Raw genomic sequence first — 23,499 nt, 5'->3', positions numbered from 1 at the left:
AGACCAAAGCTCTTTTTGCTTTAAGCTTTAGTCTTTCGGCTTATTTAAGTTCTTTTTCGATTAAATATTGATTTCTTTCAGGTGCATTACGCGATAAAAGTTCGGCAATAAAGCCTGCTAAAAACATTTGCGACCCCACTATAATAGCAACCAGTGATAAATAAAACAATGGTTGATCGGTTACATCTCGGTAAGCCAAACCTTTCCAGATTAGGATTTGTTTTTCTATGAGTACATAAAGCGACATTACAATTCCTAAAAAGAAACTTAAAACCCCTAACGAACCAAAAAAGTGCATCGGGCGTTTGCCAAATTTACCAACAAAGAAAATGGAGAGTAAGTCTAAAAAACCATTTATAAACCTGCTGAAACCAAATTTTGTGGTGCCATATTTGCGCGCACGATGTTCTACCACTTGCTCAGCTATTTTACTAAATCCGGCCCATTTGGCAATTACGGGGATGTAACGGTGCATCTCGCCGTAAACCTCTATGGTTTTAATCACATCGCTACGGTAAGCTTTTAAGCCACAGTTAAAATCGTTCAGTTCTATACCGCTCATTTTGCGGGTGGCGGCATTAAAAAGTTTAGTAGGTATCGTTTTTGTAATAGGATCGTAACGCTTCTTTTTCCAGCCCGAAATAATATCAAGCTTTTCTTCCTGAATGCGTCGGTACAATTCAGGGATTTCATCCGGACTATCCTGTAAATCGGCATCCATCGTAATCACTACATGGCCTTGCGTGGCTTCGAAACCAACGTTCAAGGCTGCAGATTTACCATAGTTCCTTCTGAATTTGATCCCTTTTATGGCAGGGTTTTGAGATCTTAATTCTTCAATCACCTCCCAGGATCTATCGGTACTACCATCATCAACCAAAATAATTTCATAGCTGAAATTATTGGCAATCATCACTTTATCAATCCATGCCGTTAATTCTGGCAAAGATTCATCTTCATTAAATAAGGGTACTACAACTGATATATCCATTTTTGAGTATTATCGTCATTGCGTGAAGGAACGACGGAGCAATCTATTATAAGATTGCCACACCCCCTACGCATTTCCTATGCTTCGTTCGCAATGACGCATTATTAAAAACGTGCAAATTTCATCAAATTAAATGATAAAACCTGCACGTTCAAAATTTTATAAAGGAAATTAGTCTTCTTTCGGAAAAGAGTTAAATGTAACTGGTTCTTTTCTTTTTAAAATGGCAGCCAATATTAGCGAAAGCACTCCATACAATGCAAGTGAAACACCAAAACTGGTAAATATATTTTTAAAAGTTGGCTCAAGTTTTTCCCGCATATTACCTGCTTTTGCCATAGCTTCATCAATTTGTTCGCTAGCCATTCCGAATTTCTCCATCATCGCCCTTTGTGCTGTTTCGATGGCAGCTGCAGCTTTGGCCGGAAGATCAGGATCGATAATTTTCATCAGTACAACGTTGTAAAGTGTCGCAGTTAGTGCCAGGATTAATGAAACAATTAAAAAAGCTTTAAAAGCTTCTCCAAATGTCCAAAAACCACCAATTTCTTTACGAATGTTAATCCCTACCACTACCAATAAAGCAATAAACAAAACAAATATCGCTATCTGCGCCACAAAGCTGGTGTAAATTAATACAGGATCAATAAAATGTAGCGTTAATGATAAAATGATTGAAACTGCAGCCAGCATTAATCCATTTTTTAAAGCCAGTTTGGAAATAAGAGCACTCTTGTCCATTTTTTTTAAATTTTAGTTAGTTATTGATTGTTGTGATCAATGTATAAGATGCCGCATCGAAAGCTTTGTTACTGCTAAACTGAATTAATTCTTTTTCAGTTTCTTTACTTCCTTCTACATCCAGGAAGAAAACCATAAATGGTACAAACAGTTCCTGCATCTCTTCGCTGATGTTTAACTTACCTGCTGCTTTGCAGATATCCTCTACGCTGCTTTCAGCCAGCTGCTGATTGCTGATCAGCTCTTCATAAATTTCAAACTCATCCTGGAACTCATCGTCTTCTACCAACAAAAATTCTTTCAGGAAATCACCCAATTCAGGGTCTAAATCTTCATCCTTACACTCTTTAATGTAAAGCAAAAGATTTAAGAGTTCGGTTCCCCTATCAATAGTTTCTTCTTCAATATTTGCCCATTCTTCACTTTCCAAATAATCGTCTTCCAATTTCTGCACATCACTGCTAAAGAAATTCACCATTAATAAATCGAAAAATATTTCACGCAGTTCTTCAAATTTCGGATGACTATCGAAAACGGCATCAAAAGCCTCAGCTTTATCTAAAAAGTTAACATCAAGCTCAAAAGCAGCCAGTAATTCTGTTTCGAAACCTTCGACATTAATAGCCGAAACCTCTGCATATTTATTGATGGTGGCACTTAGCGCTTTTTTTACTCTATTATCCATAGGATTAAGATTTTTAAGATTATAGGATTTTAAGATCATTACATCGATCCGTCATGCTGAATTTATTTCAGCATCTATATGTCATAAGTTATTTTTAACTAACTCTCCCAGTACTGATTATTATTATAAACCAGTTTTACTTTGCCGGTAAGTTCAGTACCCAATAACGGACTGTTTGCCGATCTTGAATGGTTACTAGCTGCATTATATATCCATTTTTCTGTTGTATTTAATACCGTAAAGTTGGCTTCGGCGCCTTCTTCCATTACCGGAACAGTTAAATTTAACAATTTACGTGGATTAATAGCCAACTTCTCTGCAATTAAAGCAATATCCAACCCGGCTTTTAGTAACAATGGCAATACAGTTTGCAAAGCAATAATGCCGTAGTGGGCAATCTCGAACTCTACATTTTTAAATTCAATTTCCTCTGGGCGATGCTGAGAAGTAATGGCATCGATGGTTCCATCTTTTAAACCAGCAATTAGCGCTTTTACATCAGCTTTTCCGCGCAATGGTGGCTTAACCTTATAATTACTATCAAAATCGCTTAAAAGTTCTTCTGTAAACACCAGGTGATGTGCCGTTACATCACATGAAACCTGAACACCATCTTTCTTCGCCTTACGGATTAAAGCGACAGCCCCTGCAGTTGAAATATTGCTGATGTGGATTTTGGTTTCATTGTAAGAAGCCAGAAAGATATCGCGGGCAATGTGCATTTCTTCGGCCAATGCAGGTAAGCCTTTCATACCCAAAAGCACAGAGTTTTTGCTCTCGTTGATCTGAGATTTACCTGCGATAGATTTATTTTCGGGATAAACCATTAATAGTGCATCGAAGCCTTTTGCATATTGTAACGCACGGCTCATAAAACCATCATCCTGCAAGGCCCTATCTCCATCAGAAAAAGCTATTGCCCCGGCCTGTTGCATATCGAACAGTTCGGCAAGTTCTTTTGCTTCGCGATTCTGGCTAATAGAACCAACTGGCAAAACATCAACCAAATTGTTTTTGGCCTTATTGATAATGTATTCTACCTGGGATTTTGACTGTACAACCGGATTGGTTTGCGGCAATAAAGCTAATCCGGTAAAACCACCAGCTTTTGCGGTTGCGGTTAATGTTTGAATATCTTCCTTAGTTTCGAAACCGGGGTCGCCGGCAGCGCAGTTTAAATCGAAAAAGCCCGGCGTTAAAAAAGCACCCTGAGCATCAAAAATGGTTTCGCTTTTATCGGCAGTTAATTTACCTATGTTTTTAATTTTACCATTTTCTACCCTGATATCACATTGTTGATTGTTAAATTTACTTTGCGGATCGGTAATGGTTACATTTTTAACCAGGAGATTCATATTGTTTTTTTTGTGTTGTTAAAAAATCGGATGAGCAAAATTTCTGCTGCGATAAAAATCAGCGACAAAATTAGGCAAAGTTTCCATAAAGTTTGCCCGATTTTATTGCCGCCGGCAATTAATTTAACGGCATCTTTATCAGTATCAAATATCTTAAGATTACTTTTATCTGCTAATTGTTCAAGTTCTGTTTTGCTTAGATAGTGCATATCAGATTCTGTTCTGCCATTGTTAAAACTATAAACAGCGAGCAGCGAATCTGCAAGTTTTAGGTTATAAAAGCCTGCATTTTTTATCTGATCGGCAATGTAAATCAGCGTTTTCCCATCTGATTGGCGTATTTCAGGAATCGCTTCAAAATGATCGGCTGTGATTTTTAAGCTCTGGTTTTTACCCAAGCTGATTTTTTTACTGGCCAATATATTGTCATTGCCAATATTATAATATAAAGGCACTTCATTTCCCCCACTCAGGGCCAAGCGATAAATTAACGGCACAAAAACCGGATGACGTGCCAGATTTCCATCACTGGTATTTAATCCAGAAGCTGATAAATAAACCTGGCCGTTCCCAACCCCATATTTGGAGAAAAAGGGCTTTCTACCAGGCAGCAACATAATATCTTCTTTGTTGGAGCTATTTTTCTCTACAAAAGAATAATAACGGGAAACAGTTGGCAAATCCAGATTTTTGGGGATTTCCTCAAAAACTGTCCTGAAAATGGGGTTTTGCAAATCAATCTGGTCAACTTTATTTGCTGTTGTATTTAAAGCTTGAACGATAGGAAGCGACAATCCGCTTAAAAATGAATTATAAGTTTGAATATTGGCATCCAAATCAGGAAAAAGTACCACTGTACCACCTGCATTCAGATAGTTTTTTAACTGTTGTGCCAATCCTGTTGAAGGATTTTTCAATCCATTCAATACGATTAAACCGTAATTGGCAAAATTACTGTAGTTCACATTGCTTTCTGCATTTTCTGCAAGCTTGTAGTAGCTATCGGCAGCAAACAACGCTTTAATGTAATTCCCTGCATTAGCACCATTAATACTTAAAACCGGAAAACTTTCATCAACTTTAAAACTGAACGACAGTGTATCATCAAATGTTACCGGAAAATCTTTAATGCTCACAATACCTTTTTGCCAACCTGCATTAAGTCCTGAGAAATTCAGGGTATCCTTAACTGTTTTACCTGCAGGGATGGTTACAGCTCCCAATCCTTTTTGCTGGTTGTTGATGCTTAATTTTAACGGAATATTCTTTGCTTCTTCTTCTGAATAATTTTTTAGTTGTACCACTAAACGTTCATTAGCACCGGGCTGATGATTTGGAGAAAGCATCCAAACGCTATCAACGGCCACATTGGGCAAAGTATTGGCATTCAATTTCAAAAATGAATACTGAATATCGGCTTTGGTTTCGAGTTTTTTTGTGGACGAGCTATTTTTTTGAAAATCTGAGATCAAAAAGCTATATTTATTATTTCCGGAACCTGTTAAAACATTGCCTTGCCTGTTTAATACCTGTTGAAGGTTTCGGTTTGAAGCCGAGATTTTAACATCTTCTAATGCTTTCAAAAACGCTTCTTCGTTTAACAAACGTTGATGTTTGCCTTCGAAATCGTTAGTTAAAAGCTGAAAACGGTCGTTGATACCAAAACCTTTAACCAGTTCTTTTGCCCTCCGCTTGGCTTCATCGAGTAGGTTGCCATCTTTATTAATGGCTACCATACTGTAAGAATTATCGATATAAATGCTGACTACATTTTTTAAAGCAGTACTTTTTTGGTTGTTAGCAGGAATGTAGGGTTGAGCAAATGCCAGCACCAAAAAAATGATCGCCAAAATCCGCGACAACAGAATAAGCAGGTTTTTAAGTTTTTCTTTAGAAGAATTTTGTTGTTCTACTTCTTTTAAAAGCTGAACATTAGAGAAATAAACCTTTTTAAACTTCCTGAAATTAAATAAATGAATGATAACCGGGATAGCAACCGATATTAGTGCAAAAAGAAAGCCCGGATAAAGGAAATTCATTAAAAACCAAAGATAGAAAAATTATGGAAAGTGGCGAACTACTATTGTAATAAAGTCGTTTTAATAACTAAAGCCCGGAAATTCGATATTTACAATTTTCCAGCCATCATTGTGCAATGCAAAGTACAGTTTAAAAGGCCCGCTTACTATTTTCGATTGTTTTTGAATAACATCTCTATAACCTGCAACCCCTTCAACAAAGCCCATGCCCTTACCCTCGTTCATTAATTCAAAATTAACATCTATAATATCGTATCTGCCACCTACATATTCATCAGACCGACCGAAAATACCTTTTAACCGACCAATAATAACATCCTTACCAATAACTTTATTACCTGGGAGAATAAAAAAATCATTCAGTTCATCGGTAATAGCCTTCGATTGTTTAAACCATGCGTTTATAAATCTAATGGCACCATTTACGATATCAGCCTGATGGTTAAATGTGGGGGTGTTCTGCATTTTGCAAACTTAGCACTAAGTTACCTAAACTTCTTCATCGCAGCCCAAAGTTTTTCATCCATGCCATAAACATCAGGCCTGTATTCAATCTTATCGTTTTGCGACCAGGCCGTAATGTAGGTAATAATTAAGGGAACAGATTTCTTTGGCCCAAACCAAGCTGGTTTTAATTGGAATGCTTTGGTGGTATCTGCCTTTTGCGCCATGCGTTTTTTATACCATTTCACGTGCGTACTGTCTATCGGTGGTAAATCTACTTCTGCCCTTAATTTGTCATAAGTGTAAGAATCGTTCACTAAAAGTTCGGCAAATTGAAGAGGTTTTTCGATACGTACACAACCATGACTAATCGCCCTATTAGTTAGGTTAAATCCGTTCTTGTTATTGGTATCATGCAGGTAAATACTCGAGCTATTATCGAAGATGAATTTGAATTTCCCTAAAGCGTTTCCTCCGCCAGATCCTTGTTTAAATTTAAAAGGCAATTTATCCCTCGAATACTTGTTCCAATTGATGGTATCGGGCTCACCAATTAGTTTGTCTTTATAGTAAACTTTGATGTTACTGTTCGATAAATAATATGGATCTTTTCTGGCCATCCAATAGATCTCACTTTGTGCAATACTTACCGGAATATTCCAGATTGGATTGGCCTGAATGGAATTGATTTTACTGAACAATAAAGGCGTCTCGTGGTTCTTTGGTTTATCATCCAGATTGCCCGATTTTGCAAAGGCTTTTAACTTCTCTTCGTAACCGTTTTCACGCTTCCCACCAACACAAACTTTCATCGTAATTACAGTATCAGATTTATCAAACCAGGTTAACTTAAAATCAGGAATATTTACCTGCACATAGTTGTCTCCTGTCTCTGGCATTTTCCAACGGAAGCGCTCCATGTTTAACAGCAAAATCCGCTTTTCATCTTCTGCATCTGTATTTAAATACGCGGTTTGTAAAGCCTTGTATTGTGCCGATTTCGGCTGAACAGATCTTAATGTATCAACCAGACTTTTACTATTTAAAAGATTGATCATCCCCGAGCTATCAGGGCGTTTGACTTTAATGTAATAACGCGAAAAAATAGTGCGTGGATTTACCACCCCATATTTGAGGTAATTATTATAATTCAGATAAGCATTTGCAGATAACAGCTCCAATTTGGCAATTAAAGGATAGCTTTCCTCCACCTTTTTAAACTTATTGTCCGTTAATTCTGCTAACAAGCTTTTGATCTCATCGCCTTTAAAAATCTTTGGATTGAAGCCATGCACCTTACTTTGCTCTAAATAGCTCACCAGCGAGTCTAATTCCCCATTAATATAAAACTGCGTAACTAATTTAGGTTCAGCAGAATGATTTAAATAAAAAGCTTTTATGGTTTTAGGATTAACGAACTTGCCCGAAAGACTGTCCATTGTTTTCACAAAAACGCTATCATAAGCTACAGTGTCGAAATCTTTGTAGATTTTGTTCTTGAAATGTTCAGACAATACTTTTCCGATCTCCGGTGGGCTTTTAAACCATCCACAGGCAGAAATGAACAAAATAAAGGGCAGAATTAGAAAGCGAAACTTTTTCAAAAGAATAAAATTTTAATACAAAATAAGGGTTATTGGCAATAAAAACAGCTTAATGGCAAATTAAGTGCCATTATTTTTTGTTTTCCCATTTCAAACACTATATTTGCCAGCGCTTATCAGCTAAAGCATTGATACTGGCAGAAATAATTTATGAATTTAACTTTGAACCATCACTTACATTTACACCATCGCCGATAGGCGATATGATATGTTTGTTTTGTACTTCAAAACTTTTTTCCGTAAAATAATTTCTTGTTCACTCTATATTCAATACTTTGAAAACACTTAAAATCGCTATCCAGAAATCGGGTAGGTTAAACGAAAAATCTGTAGAAATACTTAAAAACTGTGGTTTATCATTCGAAAACTACAAAAGCTCTCTCATCTCAACCGTTACCAATTTTCCTTTAGAAATTCTTTTCCTTCGGGATGATGATATTCCTGAATATGTGCAGGATGGCATTGCCGATTTGGGTATTGTTGGAGAAAACGTAATTGTAGAAACCAAGGCCGAGGTAGATTATCTTCAAAAATTAGGCTTCGGGAAATGCACCTTAAAAATCGCTGTTCAGGCTACCAGTAATATCCAAAAACTGGAAGAGTTAAATGGCAAAGCGATTGCTACTTCTTACCCGGTAATCCTCGAAAAATTCTTACAGGAAAAAGGTATAAAATCTGATATCAGAACCATTTCCGGATCGGTAGAAATTGGTCCGGGTTTAGGTTTAAGTGATGCCATTTTTGATATCGTATCAACAGGTGGAACATTAAAGAGCAATGGACTAAAACCATTCGCTGATGTAATGCAATCTGAAGCTGTTTTAATCGGAAACAAATCGATAGCTGATAATCCAGAAGTTGCAGAATTGCTTCAACGCATCCGCTCAGTACTCAGCGCAAAATCTAACAAATACGTGGTACTAAATGTATCAAAAGATAACCTTCAAAAAGTAGTCGATTTACTTCCAGGAGTAAAAAGTCCAACCGTGGTTCCGCTCTTCGAACCGGACTGGGTGGCTGTTCACTCTGTAATTGCCGAGGAAGATTTCTGGGATAAAATAAACAGTTTAAAAGCAGCAGGCGCCGAAGACATTTTGGTAATGCCAATCGAGAAAATAATCAAGTAAAATCGTTTAAATTCATATTAACTATTAGTTAATTTAAAATTATAAAACATTGAAAATCTACAATTATACAGATTTATCTAAATCAAAAATTGAAGAACTTTGTTCGAGGCAAATTGAAGACGATAAACTGGTTGAAGAACGGGTAACCGGCATCATCAGCACCGTAAAAAAAGATGGCGATCAGGCTCTTTTCAACTTCGCAAAAACATTTGATAAAGTTGATTTGGAGAAGCTGTTTTTAGATGCAGAAGAATTAAAAGCAATTGCATCAACCATCCCTGCCGAAGCAAAAAAAGCGATTGATACGGCTTACCAAAACATCAAGACTTTTCACCAGTCGCAGTTAAAAACTGAAGATAAAATCGAAACGATGCCAGGTGTTGTTTGCTGGCGGGAATCGAGGGCAATTGAAAAAGTAGGGCTTTATATCCCCGGCGGAACTGCCGTCTTACCAAGCACTTTTTTAATGCTTGCCACTCCTGCAATGATTGCCGGCTGTAAAGAAATTGTGGTATGTTCACCTCCACAAAGTGATGGTAAAACCAATTGTTATTTAGCTTACTGTGCAGTACTGCTGGGTATCGAAAAAATATTCTTGATTGGAGGCGCACAAGCTGTTGCTGCAATGGCTTTCGGAACGGAAAGTGTACCACAGGTGTATAAGATCTTTGGCCCTGGCAACCGTTATGTAACTACAGCAAAAACAATGGTTCAGAACAACGTTTCGATTGATATGCCCGCAGGCCCATCAGAGGTATTGGTCATCGCTGATGAGACTGCCAATCCGTCATTTATTGCTGCAGACCTACTTGCACAGGCAGAACATGGTACTGATAGTCAGGCTATTTTAGTGGCTACTTCAAATCAGATCATTGCTGATACGTTAAAAGAAATTGAAAATCAGCTTTCTATCCTGCCACGCAAGGAGATTGCGGCTAAAGCAATAGCCAATTCTTATGCAGTTTTAGCTGAAAACCTGAATGAGGCCATGCAATTTTCAAACGAATATGCGCCTGAGCACCTCATATTGGCTACTGAGCATACTAAAAGCCTTATTCCATTGATTATCAATGCTGGATCAGTGTTTTTAGGCAACCTTACACCAGAAAGTGTTGGCGATTATGCCTCTGGAACCAACCATACTTTACCAACCAGTGGCTTCGCAAAAGCTTATTCAGGCGTATCAACTGATGCTTTTTTGAAAAAAATCACTTTTCAGCATTTATCCCGCGAAGGATTAAATAACATTGGTGCAACAGTTGAGATCCTTGCTGAAGCAGAAGGCCTGGAAGCGCATAAGAATGCGGTAAGCATTAGATTGAAGAATTAAATTTAGATAACATCTATAATGAGATCTGTCATGCTGAATTCATTTCAGCATCTACATAATAAAAAAAGACCCTGATCCGATAGCTATCGGATCAGGGTGACGAATAAAAATATTAAAATGGACATTAACGATTTAGTAAGAGAAAATATAAAAAACCTTCGCCCCTACTCTACTGCAAGGGACGAATTTAAAGGTCAGGCATCTGTTTTTTTGGATGCAAATGAGAACAGTTATGGCTCGCCATTGCCGGCAAATTATAACCGTTATCCTGATCCATTGCAACTCGATTTAAAAGATGCAATCAGTAAAATAAAAGGTGTACCGATTGAGAATACTTTTTTAGGAAACGGTAGCGATGAAGCGATTGATTTATTATTTCGCGCATTCTGTAATCCTGGAAAAGACAACGTAATTGTGCTGCCACCAACCTATGGCATGTATGAAGTTTCGGCGAATATAAATGATGTAGAAATACGCAAAGTTAACCTGCTTCCGAACTTCCAATTGGATATGGAAAAGATCGCAGAAACGATTGATAAAAACACGAAATTAATCTTCATCTGTTCGCCAAATAATCCGACCGGAAATTCAATAAACCGTGAAGATATTGAAACCATTTTAGCCAACTTTAATGGCATCGTTGTAGTGGATGAAGCCTATATTAATTACGCCCGCCAGAAGACCTTTATTCAGGAGCTAACCGAGTACGGAAACCTGGTGGTTTTGCAAACTTTTTCGAAGGCCTGGGGGCTTGCCGCTTTACGATTGGGCATGGCATTTTCTTCAACAAAAGTGATCGATGTTTTGAACAAAATTAAGCCACCTTACAACATCAATCAGGCGACTCAGGATTTAGCATTTGAAGCCTTAAAAAATATCGCGCAGGTTAACGATTGGATTAAAGAATCTGTTGCAGAAAGAGACCGTTTAAGCAAGGCTTTAACTGCATTAAATATTGTTAAAAAAGTGTATCCCTCTGATGCTAATTTTATCCTGACAGAAGTTACCGATGCTTTGAAAATTTACGATACTTTGGTTGATCAGGGCATCATTGTCCGCGACCGTTCTAAAGTAACTTTGTGCGAAGGATGTTTAAGGATTACAGTGGGCACAAAAGAAGAAAACGACAAACTATTAACTGTTCTAGAAAATTTTTAAGATGAAAAAAGTATTGTTTATAGACCGCGATGGAACGTTAAATATCGAGCCGGATGATGAACAGGTAGATAGTTTTGCAAAGCTTAAATTTTATCCACGCTCATTATATTATTTATCGAAAATTGCAGCTGAACTGGATTACGAACTGGTAATGGTTACCAATCAGGACGGCTTGGGGACACCTTCAAATCCTGAAGAAAATTTCTGGCCGATCCACAATTTTATGCTGGATACTTTTGAAGGCGAAGGTGTTCATTTTAGTGAAATTGTAATTGATAGAACTTTTGCAAAAGACAATGCCCCTACCCGTAAACCCGGCACTGCTTTATTAACAAAGTACTTCAGCAAGGATTATGACCTGAAAAACTCTTTCGTAATCGGCGATCGTTTAAACGATGTGGTTTTGGCTAAAAATTTAGGTGCCAAAGCAATTTTTCTTCGTCAGAATGATGCCTTGGGTTCGACCGAAGCATTGGATAAACACGAAACTTTGTTGGATGTGATTATTCTGGAAACCAAGAAATGGGAAGATATCTATAACTTGCTTAAAGCAGGAAGCAGAAAAATCCACCACGAACGCAAAACCAACGAAACCGACATTACCATTAACCTTGATCTGGATGGAACCGGAAAAGCCAAAATCGAAACAGGATTAAACTTCTTTGATCATATGCTTGATCAGATTGCCAGACATGGAAGTGTAGATTTAGAGGTAATTGCAAAAGGCGACTTACATATAGACGAGCACCACACGATAGAAGATACCGGTATTGCCTTAGGCGAAGCCTTTGCCAAAGGATTAGGCAATAAACTAGGCATTGAAAGGTATGGTTTTTGCTTACCAATGGATGATTGTTTGGCACAGGTTGCTATCGATTTTGGAGGAAGAAACTGGATTGTTTGGGATGCTGAATTTAAACGTGAAAAAGTTGGTGATATGCCTACAGAAATGTTTTACCACTTCTTTAAATCGTTCAGTGATGCCGCAAAATGCAATTTGAACGTAAAAGCAGAAGGTGATAACGAACACCATAAAATTGAAGCTATTTTTAAAGCATTTGCAAAAGCAATTAAAATGGCAATCAAACGCGATGCCGAGAAAATGGTTTTGCCAAGCACAAAGGGGCTATTGTAAGAAAATTGGAAGGCTGAAAGGTTTAAGGCGGAGGGTTTTAACGTCCATCCGCTGTTAATAAACCCGATAGAGCGGAATAGCCCGCATCCCGATTCTTCATCGGGAGAGGACTATAAGCGATAGCGGGACTACAGCACCTTTGAAAAACTGGCATTCATTTTCAAACCCTTATTAAATAAAAGAATCAGCGTTATTAATTATGATTGGAATAGTAAATTACGGAGCAGGCAATATTTTCTCCCTTACCGCAGCATTAGACCGCTTAAACGTAACCTACGGCATGGTAAACTCCGAAAATGACCTCGAAAAATATAGCCACATCATCATTCCTGGTGTTGGCCATGCAGGTGCCGCCATGGAAAAACTAAAAGGAACAGGGTTAGTTGAAGCCATTAAAAAACTAACAAAACCCGTTCTTGGCATCTGTGTGGGCATGCAGCTCATTACCGAACATTCGGAAGAGGGCGATGCAGCGCTTTTAAATATCGTTCCGGTTAAAACCAAAAAATTCGATAAGTCTCTGAATATCAAAATACCACACATGGGATGGAATGCAGTGAACCCGAAAAACAATTCGCTATTTGAAGGTGTTGAAGATAATACACAATTTTACTTTGTGCATTCGTACTTTATTGAATATAACCCTACTTTTGACATCGCATCTGCTGATTATGGTTTAAAGTTTTCGGCAGCGGTACAAAAAGATAATTTTTACGGCGTTCAGTTCCACCCCGAAAAATCGGGAAAAGCCGGCGAACTAGTATTAAAAAATTTTTCAAACTTAAGCTTATAAAATGTACATAATACCTGCTATTGATATTTTGGACGGAAAAGTTGTCCGTCTTCGTGAAGGCGATTACAACCAAAAAACGGAATATGACGTTTCAATCCCCGAAATGATAGAAAAATACCGTTCAAATGGTACAGATTTCATTCATATTATTGATTTAAACGGAGCCAAAGGTGATTTTAGTAATCAAAAAGCACTTTTTGAGATTATTAAAAAAACCGAAATGAAAGTGCAGTACGGTGGGGGTATCAGAACCATTGAGCAGGTTACCAATTTGCTTGATGCCGGCATCCACCGCGTAATTGTAGGTACACAGGCCATTACCAATCCTGATTTCTTACCTCAATTAAGCGAAGCTTTCGCTAAAAAAGACGATTACGCTAACCGCATTGTAATTGCAATCGATGTTTTGGATGAAGTAATTAAATATTCTGGCTGGATGGAAAGTTCACCGATTAAACTGATGGATTACGTTGACAAATGTCTTTCGTTAGGCTTTTTCCGCTTCTTATGTACCGATATCAGCAAAGATGGAAAATTAGGTGGTGCAGCAATAGATTTATACCAAAAACTGCTTGAACACTCTCCTATGATCAAACTGATTGCTTCAGGTGGTGTAAGTTCGATGCAGGATATTTATGACCTAGCTAAATATCCAATTAGAAGTGTGGTGGTTGGAAAAGCGATTTACGAAGACCGCATTACCATCGAAGAAATTAAAGAGTGGAATTTGAAGGCATTGAGTTCAATTTAAAATCAGTTGGAATCAAAGAAAACATTTATTGCGGGAGTAGTTATAACTTTACTAGGAATAGGAATGTTGCTGTGGGGCGTGCATATGTTCACTTATAGAGGTGATGTTACGGAATTAATGTCCATAACTGGAGAATATTCGTTTCTATTTTGCATTCCTGTTTTCTTAATTGGAATAGTTCTCACAATAATTGGATTAGTAAAAAGATAAAAATAATACCCGTCATTACGAGCTACGAAACAATCTTAATGCTTTAGTATCATTGTAGGATTGCTTCGTGCAATGGCGAAACTCAGACAAACAAATGCTTTCAAAAAGAATAATTCCTTGTTTAGATGTAAAAGACGGCCGCACGGTAAAGGGCGTAAACTTTGTTGACTTACGTGATGCTGGTGATCCTGTTGAATTAGCGGCACAATATGCGCAGCAAGGTGCCGACGAATTGGTTTTCCTGGATATTACAGCTACACACGAGCGTCGTAAAACGATGATTGAAATGGTTAAATCGGTTGCTCGTCAATTAAATATCCCTTTTACCATTGGTGGTGGAATAACTGAAATTGCCGATGCCGAAGCGTTATTAAACGCAGGTGCGGATAAAATCAGCATCAATTCGGCAGCAGTTCGGAACCCTAAATTAATAGAAGATCTGGCTGAAACCTTTGGGGTACAATTTGTGGTTTTAGCTGTCGATACTAAACATGTAAATGGTAAAAACATGGTCCACCTAAATGGCGGCAGGTTGATTACCGAATTGGAAACCGAAAACTGGATTAAACAGGCAGAAGATTTAGGCGCAGGAGAGATTTTGTTAACTTCGATGGACCACGATGGCACCAAAGCAGGTTTTGATTGTGGGTTGCTCAGTAAAGTAAACCAAATGATCAATATTCCAATTATAGCATCAGGTGGAGCAGGTAGTATGGCGCATTTTACTGAGGTTTTTCAAAAAGCCAATGTTGATGCCGCACTTGCAGCTTCGGTATTTCATTACGGTGAAATTTTGATACCAGATTTAAAACAGGAATTGAAAAGAAACAATATTCCTGTTAGGATATAATAATACACTCGTCATTGCGAGGCACGAAGCAATCCTAAAGCTATGGGTTCGAAAGCCTGCACAATAAGATTGCTTCGTGCCTCGCAATGACGAAAACATGATAAAAAATGAATATCGATATATCAACCCTTGATTGGGATAAAACAGCAGGCTTACTCCCTGTAATTATTCAGGATTACAAAACTTTAGAGGTTTTAATGCTAGGTTATATGAATGCTGAAGCACTCGAGAAAACGCAGGCCGAAGGCAAAGTAACTTTCTTTTCGCGTTCTAAAAACCGTCTTTGGACAAAAGGTGAAACCAGCAATAACTTTTTGTTTGTTAAAGAACTTTTTGTAGACTGTGATAACGACACCATTCTAATCAAAGCGGATGCCGTTGGTCCAACCTGCCATACCGGTAGTCGTAGCTGTTTTAAAACAGACTTCAATCAGAATTTCATTTTCGAGCTGGAAAATATCATTAATGATCGGTATGAAAACCCGGTTGAGGGCTCTTACATCAACAAAATGCGTGGCAAAGGTTTAAACAAAATAGCCCAAAAAGTTGGTGAAGAAGGTGTAGAAACCGTAATCGCAGCACTTGCCGAATCGGAAGAGGAGCTCATTGGAGAAGCTTCTGATCTTGTTTTCCACCTATTGTTTTTACTGAAAGAAAAAGGTTTATCGATTCAGGATATTGCGAAGAATTTAGAAACTAGACATAAATAAGACATTGAAAATCATGTCTAGATTCTCGGAAATCACAAAAGCTAAAATTTCAATATGGCACTTTTTGATTGTATTTATAGCTACATTTTTAAGCTGTTCTTTTCTCTATTTACTTGCAATTCCAATAATTTTTTGGATGGTTTTAGGAGAAAGTGCAGAATCGGACAGAATTGCCAGCTTGCCATTTAACGTGTTCCTAGGAGAATGGTTAGCTTTGATTTTAGTATTATTTTCTTGTCTGGCTTTATTTTCAATAAATTGGTATAAATCAAATCTACAACAAGCAAAATCCTATGTATTAACGGCCGTAATTATTTCATTTTGTTATTTATTAAGGCATCAAATTGCTGATTTTATTATTGAAAGATGGCCATAAAAAACTATTTTTAGTTTATGCTCAAACACCTACAAACCCTTCCTGGTCACCAAAACCCTATATATGCATTATCCAATTCGGATGAGGATGGTATATTTTTTAGCGCAGGAAACGATAAAGGCGTTGTAGAATGGTCGTTACATACGATGGCTTTTGTAAAGGTTAAAATGCCGGTACAGAGCTCGGTATATTGTTTACACTATTACAATAAACAACTATTTATCGGTGAACGCAGTGGTGCGTTTAGCGTTTACGATTTTAATGATCAGAAAGTAATTACAAGGATCAATGCCCATACTAAACCCATTTTCAATATACAAACCGTAAAGGGTAAAAATGAACTTCTAACCACTGGCGAAGATGGAACGGTTGCGGTTTGGTCGTTAGTAGATTTTACAGAGATTTATCGTTTTCAGGTAGCTTACGATACGGTTAGGGCCATTGCAATTGCGCCTAACGAAAGTGAAGTGGCCTTTGGTTGTAAAGATCACTTAATCAGGATTTATAACCTTGCTGATTATGGCCTCAAACAATCTCTCGAAGGACATTCATTACCTGTTACCTCTTTGGCATATCATCCCACAGGCAAATACCTCATTTCGGGCAGCAGGGATGCGCAGCTAAAAATATGGGATCTGCCAAACTATGAACTTAGGGAAACCGTTCCGGCACATATGTTTACCGTTTACGATATAGCCTTTCACCCTAGCCTTCCTTATTTCGCTACAAGCAGTCAGGATAAAAGTATCAAACTCTGGGATGCGGAGAACTTCAAATTATATAAAATCTTAAGTTTAGAAAAAGCAGGTACCGGCCATACCCACTCCATCAATAAGATTACATGGAGCCTTGATGGTAAATACCTCATTTCTACAGGAGATGACAGGCAGGTGATGGTCTGGGAAATGGAATAGGTTTAACCTAGCCATTTAGCAACTGACTCATTCGCTCTAAAAATGTAGGTTGCTTAATAATAGCCAATCCTCCTAAAACATAACTATCCATCTTCATTTTTATAAAAATAACGTCATCTCTCCCTAGCTTTACTTTTACATATTTGGTCTCGTATCCAATATACCTTAAATCTAGAAAAACCTTATTCTTAAATTCCTTTCTGTTAAGCCTAAACTCGAATTTTCCATTTCGATCTGTAACTGTTCTAATTTTCGAGCCTTTAATCATTATAGTTGCACCAATAATTGGGAGTTTACCATCTCCATCAATAACCTTGCCCTGTACTGTAACAAATTCATCTTCAGAATTTCCTTCTAAAACAGTCTCCTTTAAAGATTTTTTATTATCTGTCTGAAAGGTTGGATACGAGGAAGAAATATTTGCATTAGCCAATTTTGGAAAGCTCAAAAAAGCTAATAAAGAAGCGGCAATCAGGTTTGGTTTAAATCTACTTAGGGTATAATTCTCTTTCGCACTGATTAATCGATCAAGCTGATCAGGCTTAAATCTTCCACAACTAGCCCCTTGATTTTGGTTAAACCAACGTTTCAGTTCAGTATCAGTAAAGCTCGTAAAGTCTATTACAGATTTCCGGCAGGAACTGCAAAATTTCCCGTTAGGATCAGCTTGCATTCCCGCCCACTCCTCATGGCAAGGATTTGAGATTTGAATTTTAAATTTAGATGGCATAAAAAATGTATCTTTTATATAGGATACATTTTCAGCTATTATTCCACAAAACGTTTGATAATTCTCAGCTTGTGCGAATATTTCCCCAATTCTTTATTAAAAATTCCCTGATCATCAATCGGGTCAATTTTTACTTTGGCTGATGAATGGATAATTTCATTAGGGCTCAACATAATGCCTACATGGGTAATTTTGCCTTCATCGTTATCAAAAAAAGCAACGTCACCAGCCCTACATTCAGCTAAAAAACCAACCAGTTCACCTTGTTCGGCCTGTTGTGAAGCATCACGATTTAACTTAATGCCTAACATTTTAAATACGGTTTGTACAAAACCAGAGCAATCGAAGCCAAATAAATGCCTTCCACCCCATAGGTACGGGATATTTTGAAAAAATTTTGCAGTTTCAGTAACTTTATCGGTAAAATCTACAGTACTATTATCGTATGCTTCGAAATTTAACTTAAACTTTTCTTCACCTGCGTAACAAAAACCATCTTTTAAAAAAGGAAGGTTACTCGCCGGACTTAAATGATATAAACTTCCATCGGCTGCTGTTAGTACATTATTGAAGCTTAATGGAGCAAGCAATTTACAATCGTGCATTTCTGCAAACTGGTTTTGAGTAATCGGGGCCAACTGCCTGAAATCCATCCAACCTTCATACCCATCATATCCATTTTGAATGAGCCACCAGCGGTCTTCCTTCTGAATAACTTCAACATGATCGCCGAATAAAAGTTGCGAAACAATTTCTGCTCTATCTGATGCATCTGCTCTTAAGGGTGCTACAGCAACCCTACAAATACCGTATTGATTTTCCATTTAAATGTGCTCGTGAAACTATTGTAAAACTAATAAAATACATCCATTGCCTAACATTTTGCCTACAAATTTGTTATTTTTATGATGATTACCTTTTAAATAAGCTCGCCATGAATTTTAAAAAGATATTAATTGCCGTTGATAATAGTACCTGCTCAGAAAAAGCGGCAAAAGCCGGTTACGACATGGCTGAAAAATTTGGAGCAGAAGTAGCATTGGTTAATATTATCGAGCCTATCCCAGCCAATGTAAATCCCGATTTAACATTGGCACCCGTATTTCTAGAAACTTACGATAACAGCGAAGAGAACAGCCACATTTTGCTCAAAGAAATGGAGACGAAATATAGCAAAGGTGCAAAAACCACTTATTTAAGTGTTGTTGATACCGCTGCCCATGGTATTATCCAACAATCGGACGAGTGGGGATCTGATTTAATTGTAATAGGTACTTACGGCCGCACAGGATTATACCACTTTTTAATGGGCAGCGTTGCCGAACACGTAGCAAGGAAGTCGGCATGTCCTGTTTTAATTATCCCTAATAAATGCGATGTTTGAGCTAAAATTTCGGTTCATCCCAAATGAAAATTCACATATTCGGAGCTTCTGGTTCAGGTGTAACCACGTTGGGCAAAGCCTTGGCAAAAAAATTAAACATCCCTTATTTTGACAGTGATCAATATTTCTGGATACCCACTGATCCACCATTTACAACAAAACGAAATCCTAAGGAAAGAAATGACCTCATCAAAATGGCTTTAACAGAAAGTGATCATTGGGTTTTTGGTGGCTCAAGTGTGAGTTGGGGCGATGGTATTTTTCCAGAATTTGATTTGATTGTATTTCTTTGGCTTCCACCAGAAGTGAGGTTGAACAGATTAAAAAAAAGAGAATTTGAACGTTATGGATCTGTAATTTATCAGGCCCCTGAAAGAATAAAAAAGTATCAGGATTTTATAGAATGGGCAACTAATTATGATATTGATCCGATTAAATCTGGCTTTACAGGCAGATCGTTAAAAGTACATGAGGACTGGATTAAAAATTTAAACAAAGAAATTTTACAGATTAGAGGTGATTTTACTGTTGAAGAAAGAATAAAAAAAATTACAGACTATCTAGAAACGAAAAAAGGCACCAATGGTGCCTTTAATACTGTAAATATTTCATAAAGCTTATCCTTCCTGATGTAACCAAGCTTTCTTAGCTAATAATTCTTCTTCGGTTTCGCGAATATCTTCGTCATCCACACAACAATCTACCGGACACACTGCTGCGCACTGTGGTTCGTCATGAAAACCCTTACACTCTGTACACTTATCGGATACAATATAATAAACTTCATCCGAAACCGCTTCTTGAGCCGCATCAGCTTCAATTTGTTGATTACCAAAATCAATGATACCATTTAAATTTGTACCATCAGAAAAACGCCATGCAGTACCGGCATCGTAAATTGCGTTATTAGGACATTCTGGTTCGCAAGCCCCACAATTTATACACTCATCTGTTATTTTAATCGCCATGTTTTCGTCTAATTCTTTTGCTTAGTTTACCTTTGCGCTGCAAAATTAATAAATATAAACGATAATAAAAGTTTATAAATATTATAGGTGTAATATATGATTGTTTTATTAATTCATTTTGCTAAATTTGTTAGCATTTATATGTTTTTATACTTGCCACTTACACTATACTTACACCATGCCTACACCTAAAATTATTCTTTACAAACACAAAAAATACAGCGATAATCAACATCCAATCATTTTACAAGTGATAAAAAATGGAAAAGCGATTAGAAAAGTGATAGGCAAATGTAGTGAAAAAGATTGGCTTACATCAAAAAACAGGGTTTCTACAAGGAATATTGAGGCGCCAAGGATAAATAATGATATAGAAGTAGCTTTAAGAAATTATGGATTATCTAAATCTTTTACGCTAAAAAGCCTTTTTGAGAGTCAGATTGAAAATTATAAAACAAGGCAACAGGCATCCAGGCATGATGTAAATCAAACGGTCCTGGCACAGTTGTTAACTTTTTATCCGAATGTTGATTTTGAAGATATTACAGAAAGGTTTATTTATAAATTTGCTGCATATCTCTCAGAAGATATAGGGAACAATCCAAATACCATCAAAGAGAAGATGAATGTATTTGGTGCAATTATGAGACTGGCAAAAAAGCAAAAACTGATTATTGATAATCCATTTGAAGATCTCCAATTTGCAAAAGCCAAAACAGTAAAAAGTAAATTAACAACACTTGAAATAAAAAAACTGCTTGACGCCAAACTCACTGGCAAGCATGAAGAAGCCCGGGATATTTTTATGGCTTGTATTTACTTAAGAGGAATAAGAATAGGTGACTTACTACATTTAAAAGATTCTGATATAATTGACGGAAGGGTTCATTACAAGGAATTAAAAACAGGAGCACAACATAATGTAGGCCTTAGCGCAGAACTAAGTGAAATATTTAAAAGATGGTCTGGTAAAAACAAATTAGGTTATATTTTTAGCTTTCTTCAGGTGCAGAATGGAAATGACAAGTTTCTTTTTAAAGCAGGTATGCGAAATGCAATTGCTAAACTTGGTGGGTATATTAAGCAGATAGCAAAAAGCGTTGATATACAAAAAAACATTTCTCCTCATACTGCAAGGCATACATTTTCGAAGTTTGCAAACGAGGTTATTAAGAATACAAGCATCACTAAAGATCTTATTGGTCACCAAAGCCTGGCTATTCACGAGGGATATATTAGTGATATTTCAGACGACATTGTAATGGATTCTTATGCAAATCAGGTAATTGATAAAATTATAAATATAAATTAAAGAATGAACGTACAAGAGTTAGAAGATTGGTTTAAAAGTGTTGAATTACCAAAGGCTCCTATAATGCTTTTTCCTGGCACAGTAATATCTGACTTAGATAAGTTCTTAGAGGTTCATTTCGCGGCTTTAAAAGCAAATCCTGACAGTAAGGCTAACGTTCCGGTTTGGCATCGACTGAAAGCTTTAAAATTGCTAATAGAATCTAATCTGTAGTGTTATTCAATTCGTGATAAAGAATTGCTGCAGGTATATCGTCAGGCTCTAATATCCGATGCTCTTTTAATATTTGTTTATGAGTCATGCCGGATTCAATCATTTCGATTATGTCCATGACCATGAACCTAATACCCCTTATAGTTGGCTTGCCACCCATTAGACCAGGTATGATCGTAATCCGTTTTAAAAGTTCTTCATCGGTTGCCATATCAAAATAAAGTTGTTTCCGGAACTTCGTCCAAAGCCTCTGGTTTATTCCCGATTTTAATCAATTCCCTATCCACTCGGTATGCTGCCATATTTGAATCATCGCATGGGTTCATTAAATGAATTACCTCTTCTTTACTTGTGGTTGGGTCTAACCAGGCATTAATCTGATCGTTTGAAATAATTATCGGCTGTCTTTTCTTAACGTTATGGATATCGGCCATCAATTCATTAGCCGGCCCGGTAACAATGCTAAATGATTTAATCCATTCCTGATTGTCTGGATTCTGATAGAAAGCATAAATACAAGCCAGATTAAAAAACGGATGTTCTTTAGGGTGGATAAAGTATGGTAATTTATCCTTTTCAACCTCCTTGTACTCAAAAAAACCATTAACCGGCACAATGCACCGCTTTGTCATGATTGAGCCTTTAAACGATGCTAAATCGAATATCGTCTCAGACTTGGCATTTAGGGTGTTGTTGCTCAGCTTTATCATGTCAGGCAAAGGCTTTTTCCAATTAGGCATTAGTCCCCATTGCATACGCTCAGTTTGCCGTGCACCATCCTTAGCAGATATTGCTACCAGGTTAGGATGAGCAAAACCATTTGCGTGATAATAAATCTGATCCTCTAAATCCTTTTCGTTTAATACTGGAGCAGCATAGTAATCTGCATACTCGTATGTTTTTGAAGTTTGGGTGGCTCTATAACACATGATCTAATTTAAAGAAAATTGATCAAAATAATACCTACTACCTGGCTTATACTCAAATGAACCGCTTTTGCTTCCATCTTCTGTTGTTACCACTCCTGTAAACGGCTCGGGATATTCTCCAAAATCATACCAGGATATTTCTAAGCCTTTTAACGCTTTATCAAAATCAGCATCATTTTTTATAATAGCATTTAAAATTGTGTCATCATCGTTAAATTCCTGAGAAATAACGTTTTCTTTGAAATAGCTGATTAATGCCTCAGCTTCTTTTACGCTTAAATTTTCCATTTTATTAACAGTTTATATGTATTTCTTCAACTTCATTGTTTCCTTCCTGGTGAAGATGGATAATCAGGTCTTTATCGAACAAAACAACATCATATACCTGGTCGCGGATAGTGTTTGCAAACTCCTGTAAATCTACATCTGGGTGTACAATAATATTAAGGCTATCGTCTTCGCTCCAATCCCAATCAACAATATTTTCAGTGTATAGATCCTTTAAAGCAAAAGGCAGATTATAAATCGCTTCCTGTTCTTTAAGTGCCAATGAAAGATCTGGAAGCTCATCCTTTAACATTTGATCTTCAGTTTGCCATCCGTATTCAGCGTTGTCATCTTTAACCATGGTTCCTAGATAGGTATCACCGATAGTAACATTATAAATTTCATCATCCTGATCAATTCGGATCAACATTGGTTCCCCAACTTTATTGGGTGTGTATGTGAAAGTGCTAGTGTGCATAGTTT

The 23,499-nt window shown here is 37.1% G+C and carries 27 protein-coding genes; 14 read left to right on the top strand and 13 right to left on the bottom strand.

Annotated features, from left to right (window positions below):
* Nucleotides 1-40: 40 nt before the first annotated feature.
* The 7 genes from FHT21_RS04095 to FHT21_RS04065 all read right to left on the bottom strand — a co-directional run bounded on the left by FHT21_RS04095 (nt 41) and on the right by FHT21_RS04065 (nt 7,859).
* Nucleotides 41-991 carry a glycosyltransferase family 2 protein gene (locus FHT21_RS04095; protein WP_167293492.1) on the bottom strand — a complete coding sequence of 317 codons (951 nt, stop codon included), beginning with the start codon at nt 989-991 and terminating at the stop codon, nt 41-43.
* 171 nt (nt 992-1,162) lie between these two features.
* The gene (locus FHT21_RS04090; protein WP_167293491.1) at nt 1,163-1,732 is read right to left on the bottom strand and encodes a DUF4199 domain-containing protein; all 570 of its coding nucleotides are present in this window, start codon (nt 1,730-1,732) and stop codon (nt 1,163-1,165) included.
* A 16-nt stretch (nt 1,733-1,748) separates the two neighbouring features.
* The gene (locus tag FHT21_RS04085) at nt 1,749-2,417 is read right to left on the bottom strand and encodes a hypothetical protein (protein WP_167293490.1); all 669 of its coding nucleotides are present in this window, start codon (nt 2,415-2,417) and stop codon (nt 1,749-1,751) included.
* 98 nt (nt 2,418-2,515) lie between these two features.
* Complete coding sequence (locus FHT21_RS04080) at nt 2,516-3,772, bottom strand: dihydroorotase (protein ID WP_167293489.1); 1,257 nt, start codon at nt 3,770-3,772, stop codon at nt 2,516-2,518.
* Nucleotides 3,769-5,811 carry a BatA domain-containing protein gene (locus FHT21_RS04075; protein ID WP_167293488.1) on the bottom strand — a complete coding sequence of 681 codons (2,043 nt, stop codon included), beginning with the start codon at nt 5,809-5,811 and terminating at the stop codon, nt 3,769-3,771. Before FHT21_RS04075 ends, FHT21_RS04080 begins: the two co-directional genes overlap by 4 nt.
* 60 nt (nt 5,812-5,871) lie before the next feature.
* Nucleotides 5,872-6,276: a hypothetical protein gene (locus tag FHT21_RS04070; RefSeq protein WP_167293487.1), complete on the bottom strand. Its 405-nt coding sequence runs from the start codon at nt 6,274-6,276 to the stop codon at nt 5,872-5,874.
* Nucleotides 6,277-6,296: 20 nt separating this feature from the next.
* A complete protein-coding gene (locus FHT21_RS04065) occupies nt 6,297-7,859 on the bottom strand; it encodes a L,D-transpeptidase family protein (protein ID WP_167293486.1) in 1,563 nt (520 codons plus the stop codon).
* A gap of 275 nt (nt 7,860-8,134) precedes the next feature.
* Here FHT21_RS04065 and hisG point away from each other — a divergent pair, with 275 nt between their 5' ends.
* From hisG to FHT21_RS04015, 10 genes are all read left to right on the top strand, one after another.
* Nucleotides 8,135-8,986 carry an ATP phosphoribosyltransferase gene (hisG, locus tag FHT21_RS04060; protein WP_167293485.1) on the top strand — a complete coding sequence of 284 codons (852 nt, stop codon included), beginning with the start codon at nt 8,135-8,137 and terminating at the stop codon, nt 8,984-8,986.
* 49 nt (nt 8,987-9,035) lie between these two features.
* On the top strand, nt 9,036-10,316 hold the full coding sequence (gene hisD, locus FHT21_RS04055) for a histidinol dehydrogenase (RefSeq protein ID WP_167293484.1): 1,281 nt from the start codon (nt 9,036-9,038) through the stop codon (nt 10,314-10,316).
* A gap of 117 nt (nt 10,317-10,433) precedes the next feature.
* Nucleotides 10,434-11,474, top strand: coding sequence for a histidinol-phosphate transaminase (hisC, locus tag FHT21_RS04050; RefSeq protein ID WP_167293483.1), 1,041 nt, complete (start codon nt 10,434-10,436; stop codon nt 11,472-11,474).
* A 1-nt stretch (nt 11,475) separates the two neighbouring features.
* Nucleotides 11,476-12,609, top strand: a complete 1,134-nt coding sequence (gene hisB, locus FHT21_RS04045; protein WP_167293482.1) for a bifunctional histidinol-phosphatase/imidazoleglycerol-phosphate dehydratase HisB — start codon at nt 11,476-11,478, stop codon at nt 12,607-12,609.
* Between the two features lie 199 nt (nt 12,610-12,808).
* The gene (gene hisH / locus FHT21_RS04040) at nt 12,809-13,402 is read left to right on the top strand and encodes an imidazole glycerol phosphate synthase subunit HisH (RefSeq protein ID WP_167293481.1); all 594 of its coding nucleotides are present in this window, start codon (nt 12,809-12,811) and stop codon (nt 13,400-13,402) included.
* Between the two features lies 1 nt (nt 13,403).
* On the top strand, nt 13,404-14,153 hold the full coding sequence (hisA, locus tag FHT21_RS04035; RefSeq protein ID WP_167293480.1) for a 1-(5-phosphoribosyl)-5-[(5-phosphoribosylamino)methylideneamino]imidazole-4-carboxamide isomerase: 750 nt from the start codon (nt 13,404-13,406) through the stop codon (nt 14,151-14,153).
* A 304-nt stretch (nt 14,154-14,457) separates the two neighbouring features.
* Nucleotides 14,458-15,213, top strand: a complete 756-nt coding sequence (hisF, locus tag FHT21_RS04030; RefSeq protein ID WP_167293479.1) for an imidazole glycerol phosphate synthase subunit HisF — start codon at nt 14,458-14,460, stop codon at nt 15,211-15,213.
* A 107-nt stretch (nt 15,214-15,320) separates the two neighbouring features.
* Nucleotides 15,321-15,923: a bifunctional phosphoribosyl-AMP cyclohydrolase/phosphoribosyl-ATP diphosphatase HisIE gene (gene hisIE / locus FHT21_RS04025; RefSeq protein WP_167293478.1), complete on the top strand. Its 603-nt coding sequence runs from the start codon at nt 15,321-15,323 to the stop codon at nt 15,921-15,923.
* Between the two features lie 13 nt (nt 15,924-15,936).
* A complete protein-coding gene (locus FHT21_RS04020; protein ID WP_167293477.1) occupies nt 15,937-16,299 on the top strand; it encodes a hypothetical protein in 363 nt (120 codons plus the stop codon).
* 17 nt (nt 16,300-16,316) lie between these two features.
* The gene (locus FHT21_RS04015; protein WP_167293476.1) at nt 16,317-17,213 is read left to right on the top strand and encodes a WD40 repeat domain-containing protein; all 897 of its coding nucleotides are present in this window, start codon (nt 16,317-16,319) and stop codon (nt 17,211-17,213) included.
* A gap of 7 nt (nt 17,214-17,220) precedes the next feature.
* On the opposite strand, the gene FHT21_RS04010 is transcribed toward FHT21_RS04015, so the two are convergent.
* Both FHT21_RS04010 and FHT21_RS04005 read right to left on the bottom strand, forming a co-directional pair.
* Nucleotides 17,221-17,943, bottom strand: coding sequence for a carboxypeptidase-like regulatory domain-containing protein (locus FHT21_RS04010; RefSeq protein WP_167293475.1), 723 nt, complete (start codon nt 17,941-17,943; stop codon nt 17,221-17,223).
* A 38-nt stretch (nt 17,944-17,981) separates the two neighbouring features.
* Nucleotides 17,982-18,767 (bottom strand): C40 family peptidase, encoded by a 786-nt coding sequence (locus FHT21_RS04005; RefSeq protein ID WP_167293474.1) that lies wholly within the window; start codon nt 18,765-18,767, stop codon nt 17,982-17,984.
* A gap of 110 nt (nt 18,768-18,877) precedes the next feature.
* Here FHT21_RS04005 and FHT21_RS04000 point away from each other — a divergent pair, with 110 nt between their 5' ends.
* Nucleotides 18,878-19,327, top strand: coding sequence for a universal stress protein (locus FHT21_RS04000; RefSeq protein WP_057932517.1), 450 nt, complete (start codon nt 18,878-18,880; stop codon nt 19,325-19,327).
* A gap of 23 nt (nt 19,328-19,350) precedes the next feature.
* Complete coding sequence (locus FHT21_RS03995) at nt 19,351-19,941, top strand: adenylate kinase (protein WP_167293473.1); 591 nt, start codon at nt 19,351-19,353, stop codon at nt 19,939-19,941.
* A gap of 3 nt (nt 19,942-19,944) precedes the next feature.
* Here the strand turns inward: FHT21_RS03995 and FHT21_RS03990 are convergent, their stop codons facing one another.
* Complete coding sequence (locus tag FHT21_RS03990) at nt 19,945-20,295, bottom strand: 4Fe-4S dicluster domain-containing protein (RefSeq protein WP_025143125.1); 351 nt, start codon at nt 20,293-20,295, stop codon at nt 19,945-19,947.
* A 178-nt stretch (nt 20,296-20,473) separates the two neighbouring features.
* On the opposite strand from FHT21_RS03990, the gene FHT21_RS03985 reads away from it, so the two are divergent.
* Nucleotides 20,474-21,607: a site-specific integrase gene (locus FHT21_RS03985; RefSeq protein WP_167293472.1), complete on the top strand. Its 1,134-nt coding sequence runs from the start codon at nt 20,474-20,476 to the stop codon at nt 21,605-21,607.
* 3 nt (nt 21,608-21,610) lie between these two features.
* Complete coding sequence (locus FHT21_RS03980) at nt 21,611-21,820, top strand: hypothetical protein (protein ID WP_167293471.1); 210 nt, start codon at nt 21,611-21,613, stop codon at nt 21,818-21,820.
* Nucleotides 21,821-22,032: 212 nt separating this feature from the next.
* Here the strand turns inward: FHT21_RS03980 and FHT21_RS03970 are convergent, their stop codons facing one another.
* The 3 genes from FHT21_RS03970 to FHT21_RS03960 are packed head-to-tail and all read right to left on the bottom strand — an operon-like array spanning nt 22,033 to nt 23,446.
* Nucleotides 22,033-22,749: an SOS response-associated peptidase gene (locus FHT21_RS03970; protein WP_167293469.1), complete on the bottom strand. Its 717-nt coding sequence runs from the start codon at nt 22,747-22,749 to the stop codon at nt 22,033-22,035.
* Nucleotides 22,750-22,752: 3 nt separating this feature from the next.
* Nucleotides 22,753-23,037 carry a hypothetical protein gene (locus tag FHT21_RS03965; RefSeq protein ID WP_167293468.1) on the bottom strand — a complete coding sequence of 95 codons (285 nt, stop codon included), beginning with the start codon at nt 23,035-23,037 and terminating at the stop codon, nt 22,753-22,755.
* Between the two features lie 4 nt (nt 23,038-23,041).
* A complete protein-coding gene (locus FHT21_RS03960; protein WP_167293467.1) occupies nt 23,042-23,446 on the bottom strand; it encodes a hypothetical protein in 405 nt (134 codons plus the stop codon).
* Between the last annotated feature and the right edge of the window lie 53 nt (nt 23,447-23,499).

Source organism: Pedobacter sp. SG908, assembly GCF_011759615.1.
Taxonomy (GTDB): Bacteria; Bacteroidota; Bacteroidia; order Sphingobacteriales; family Sphingobacteriaceae; genus Pedobacter; species Pedobacter riviphilus.
Note: the sequence above shows the minus strand (reverse complement) of the source record. Positions and strands in the feature narration are given on the sequence as shown.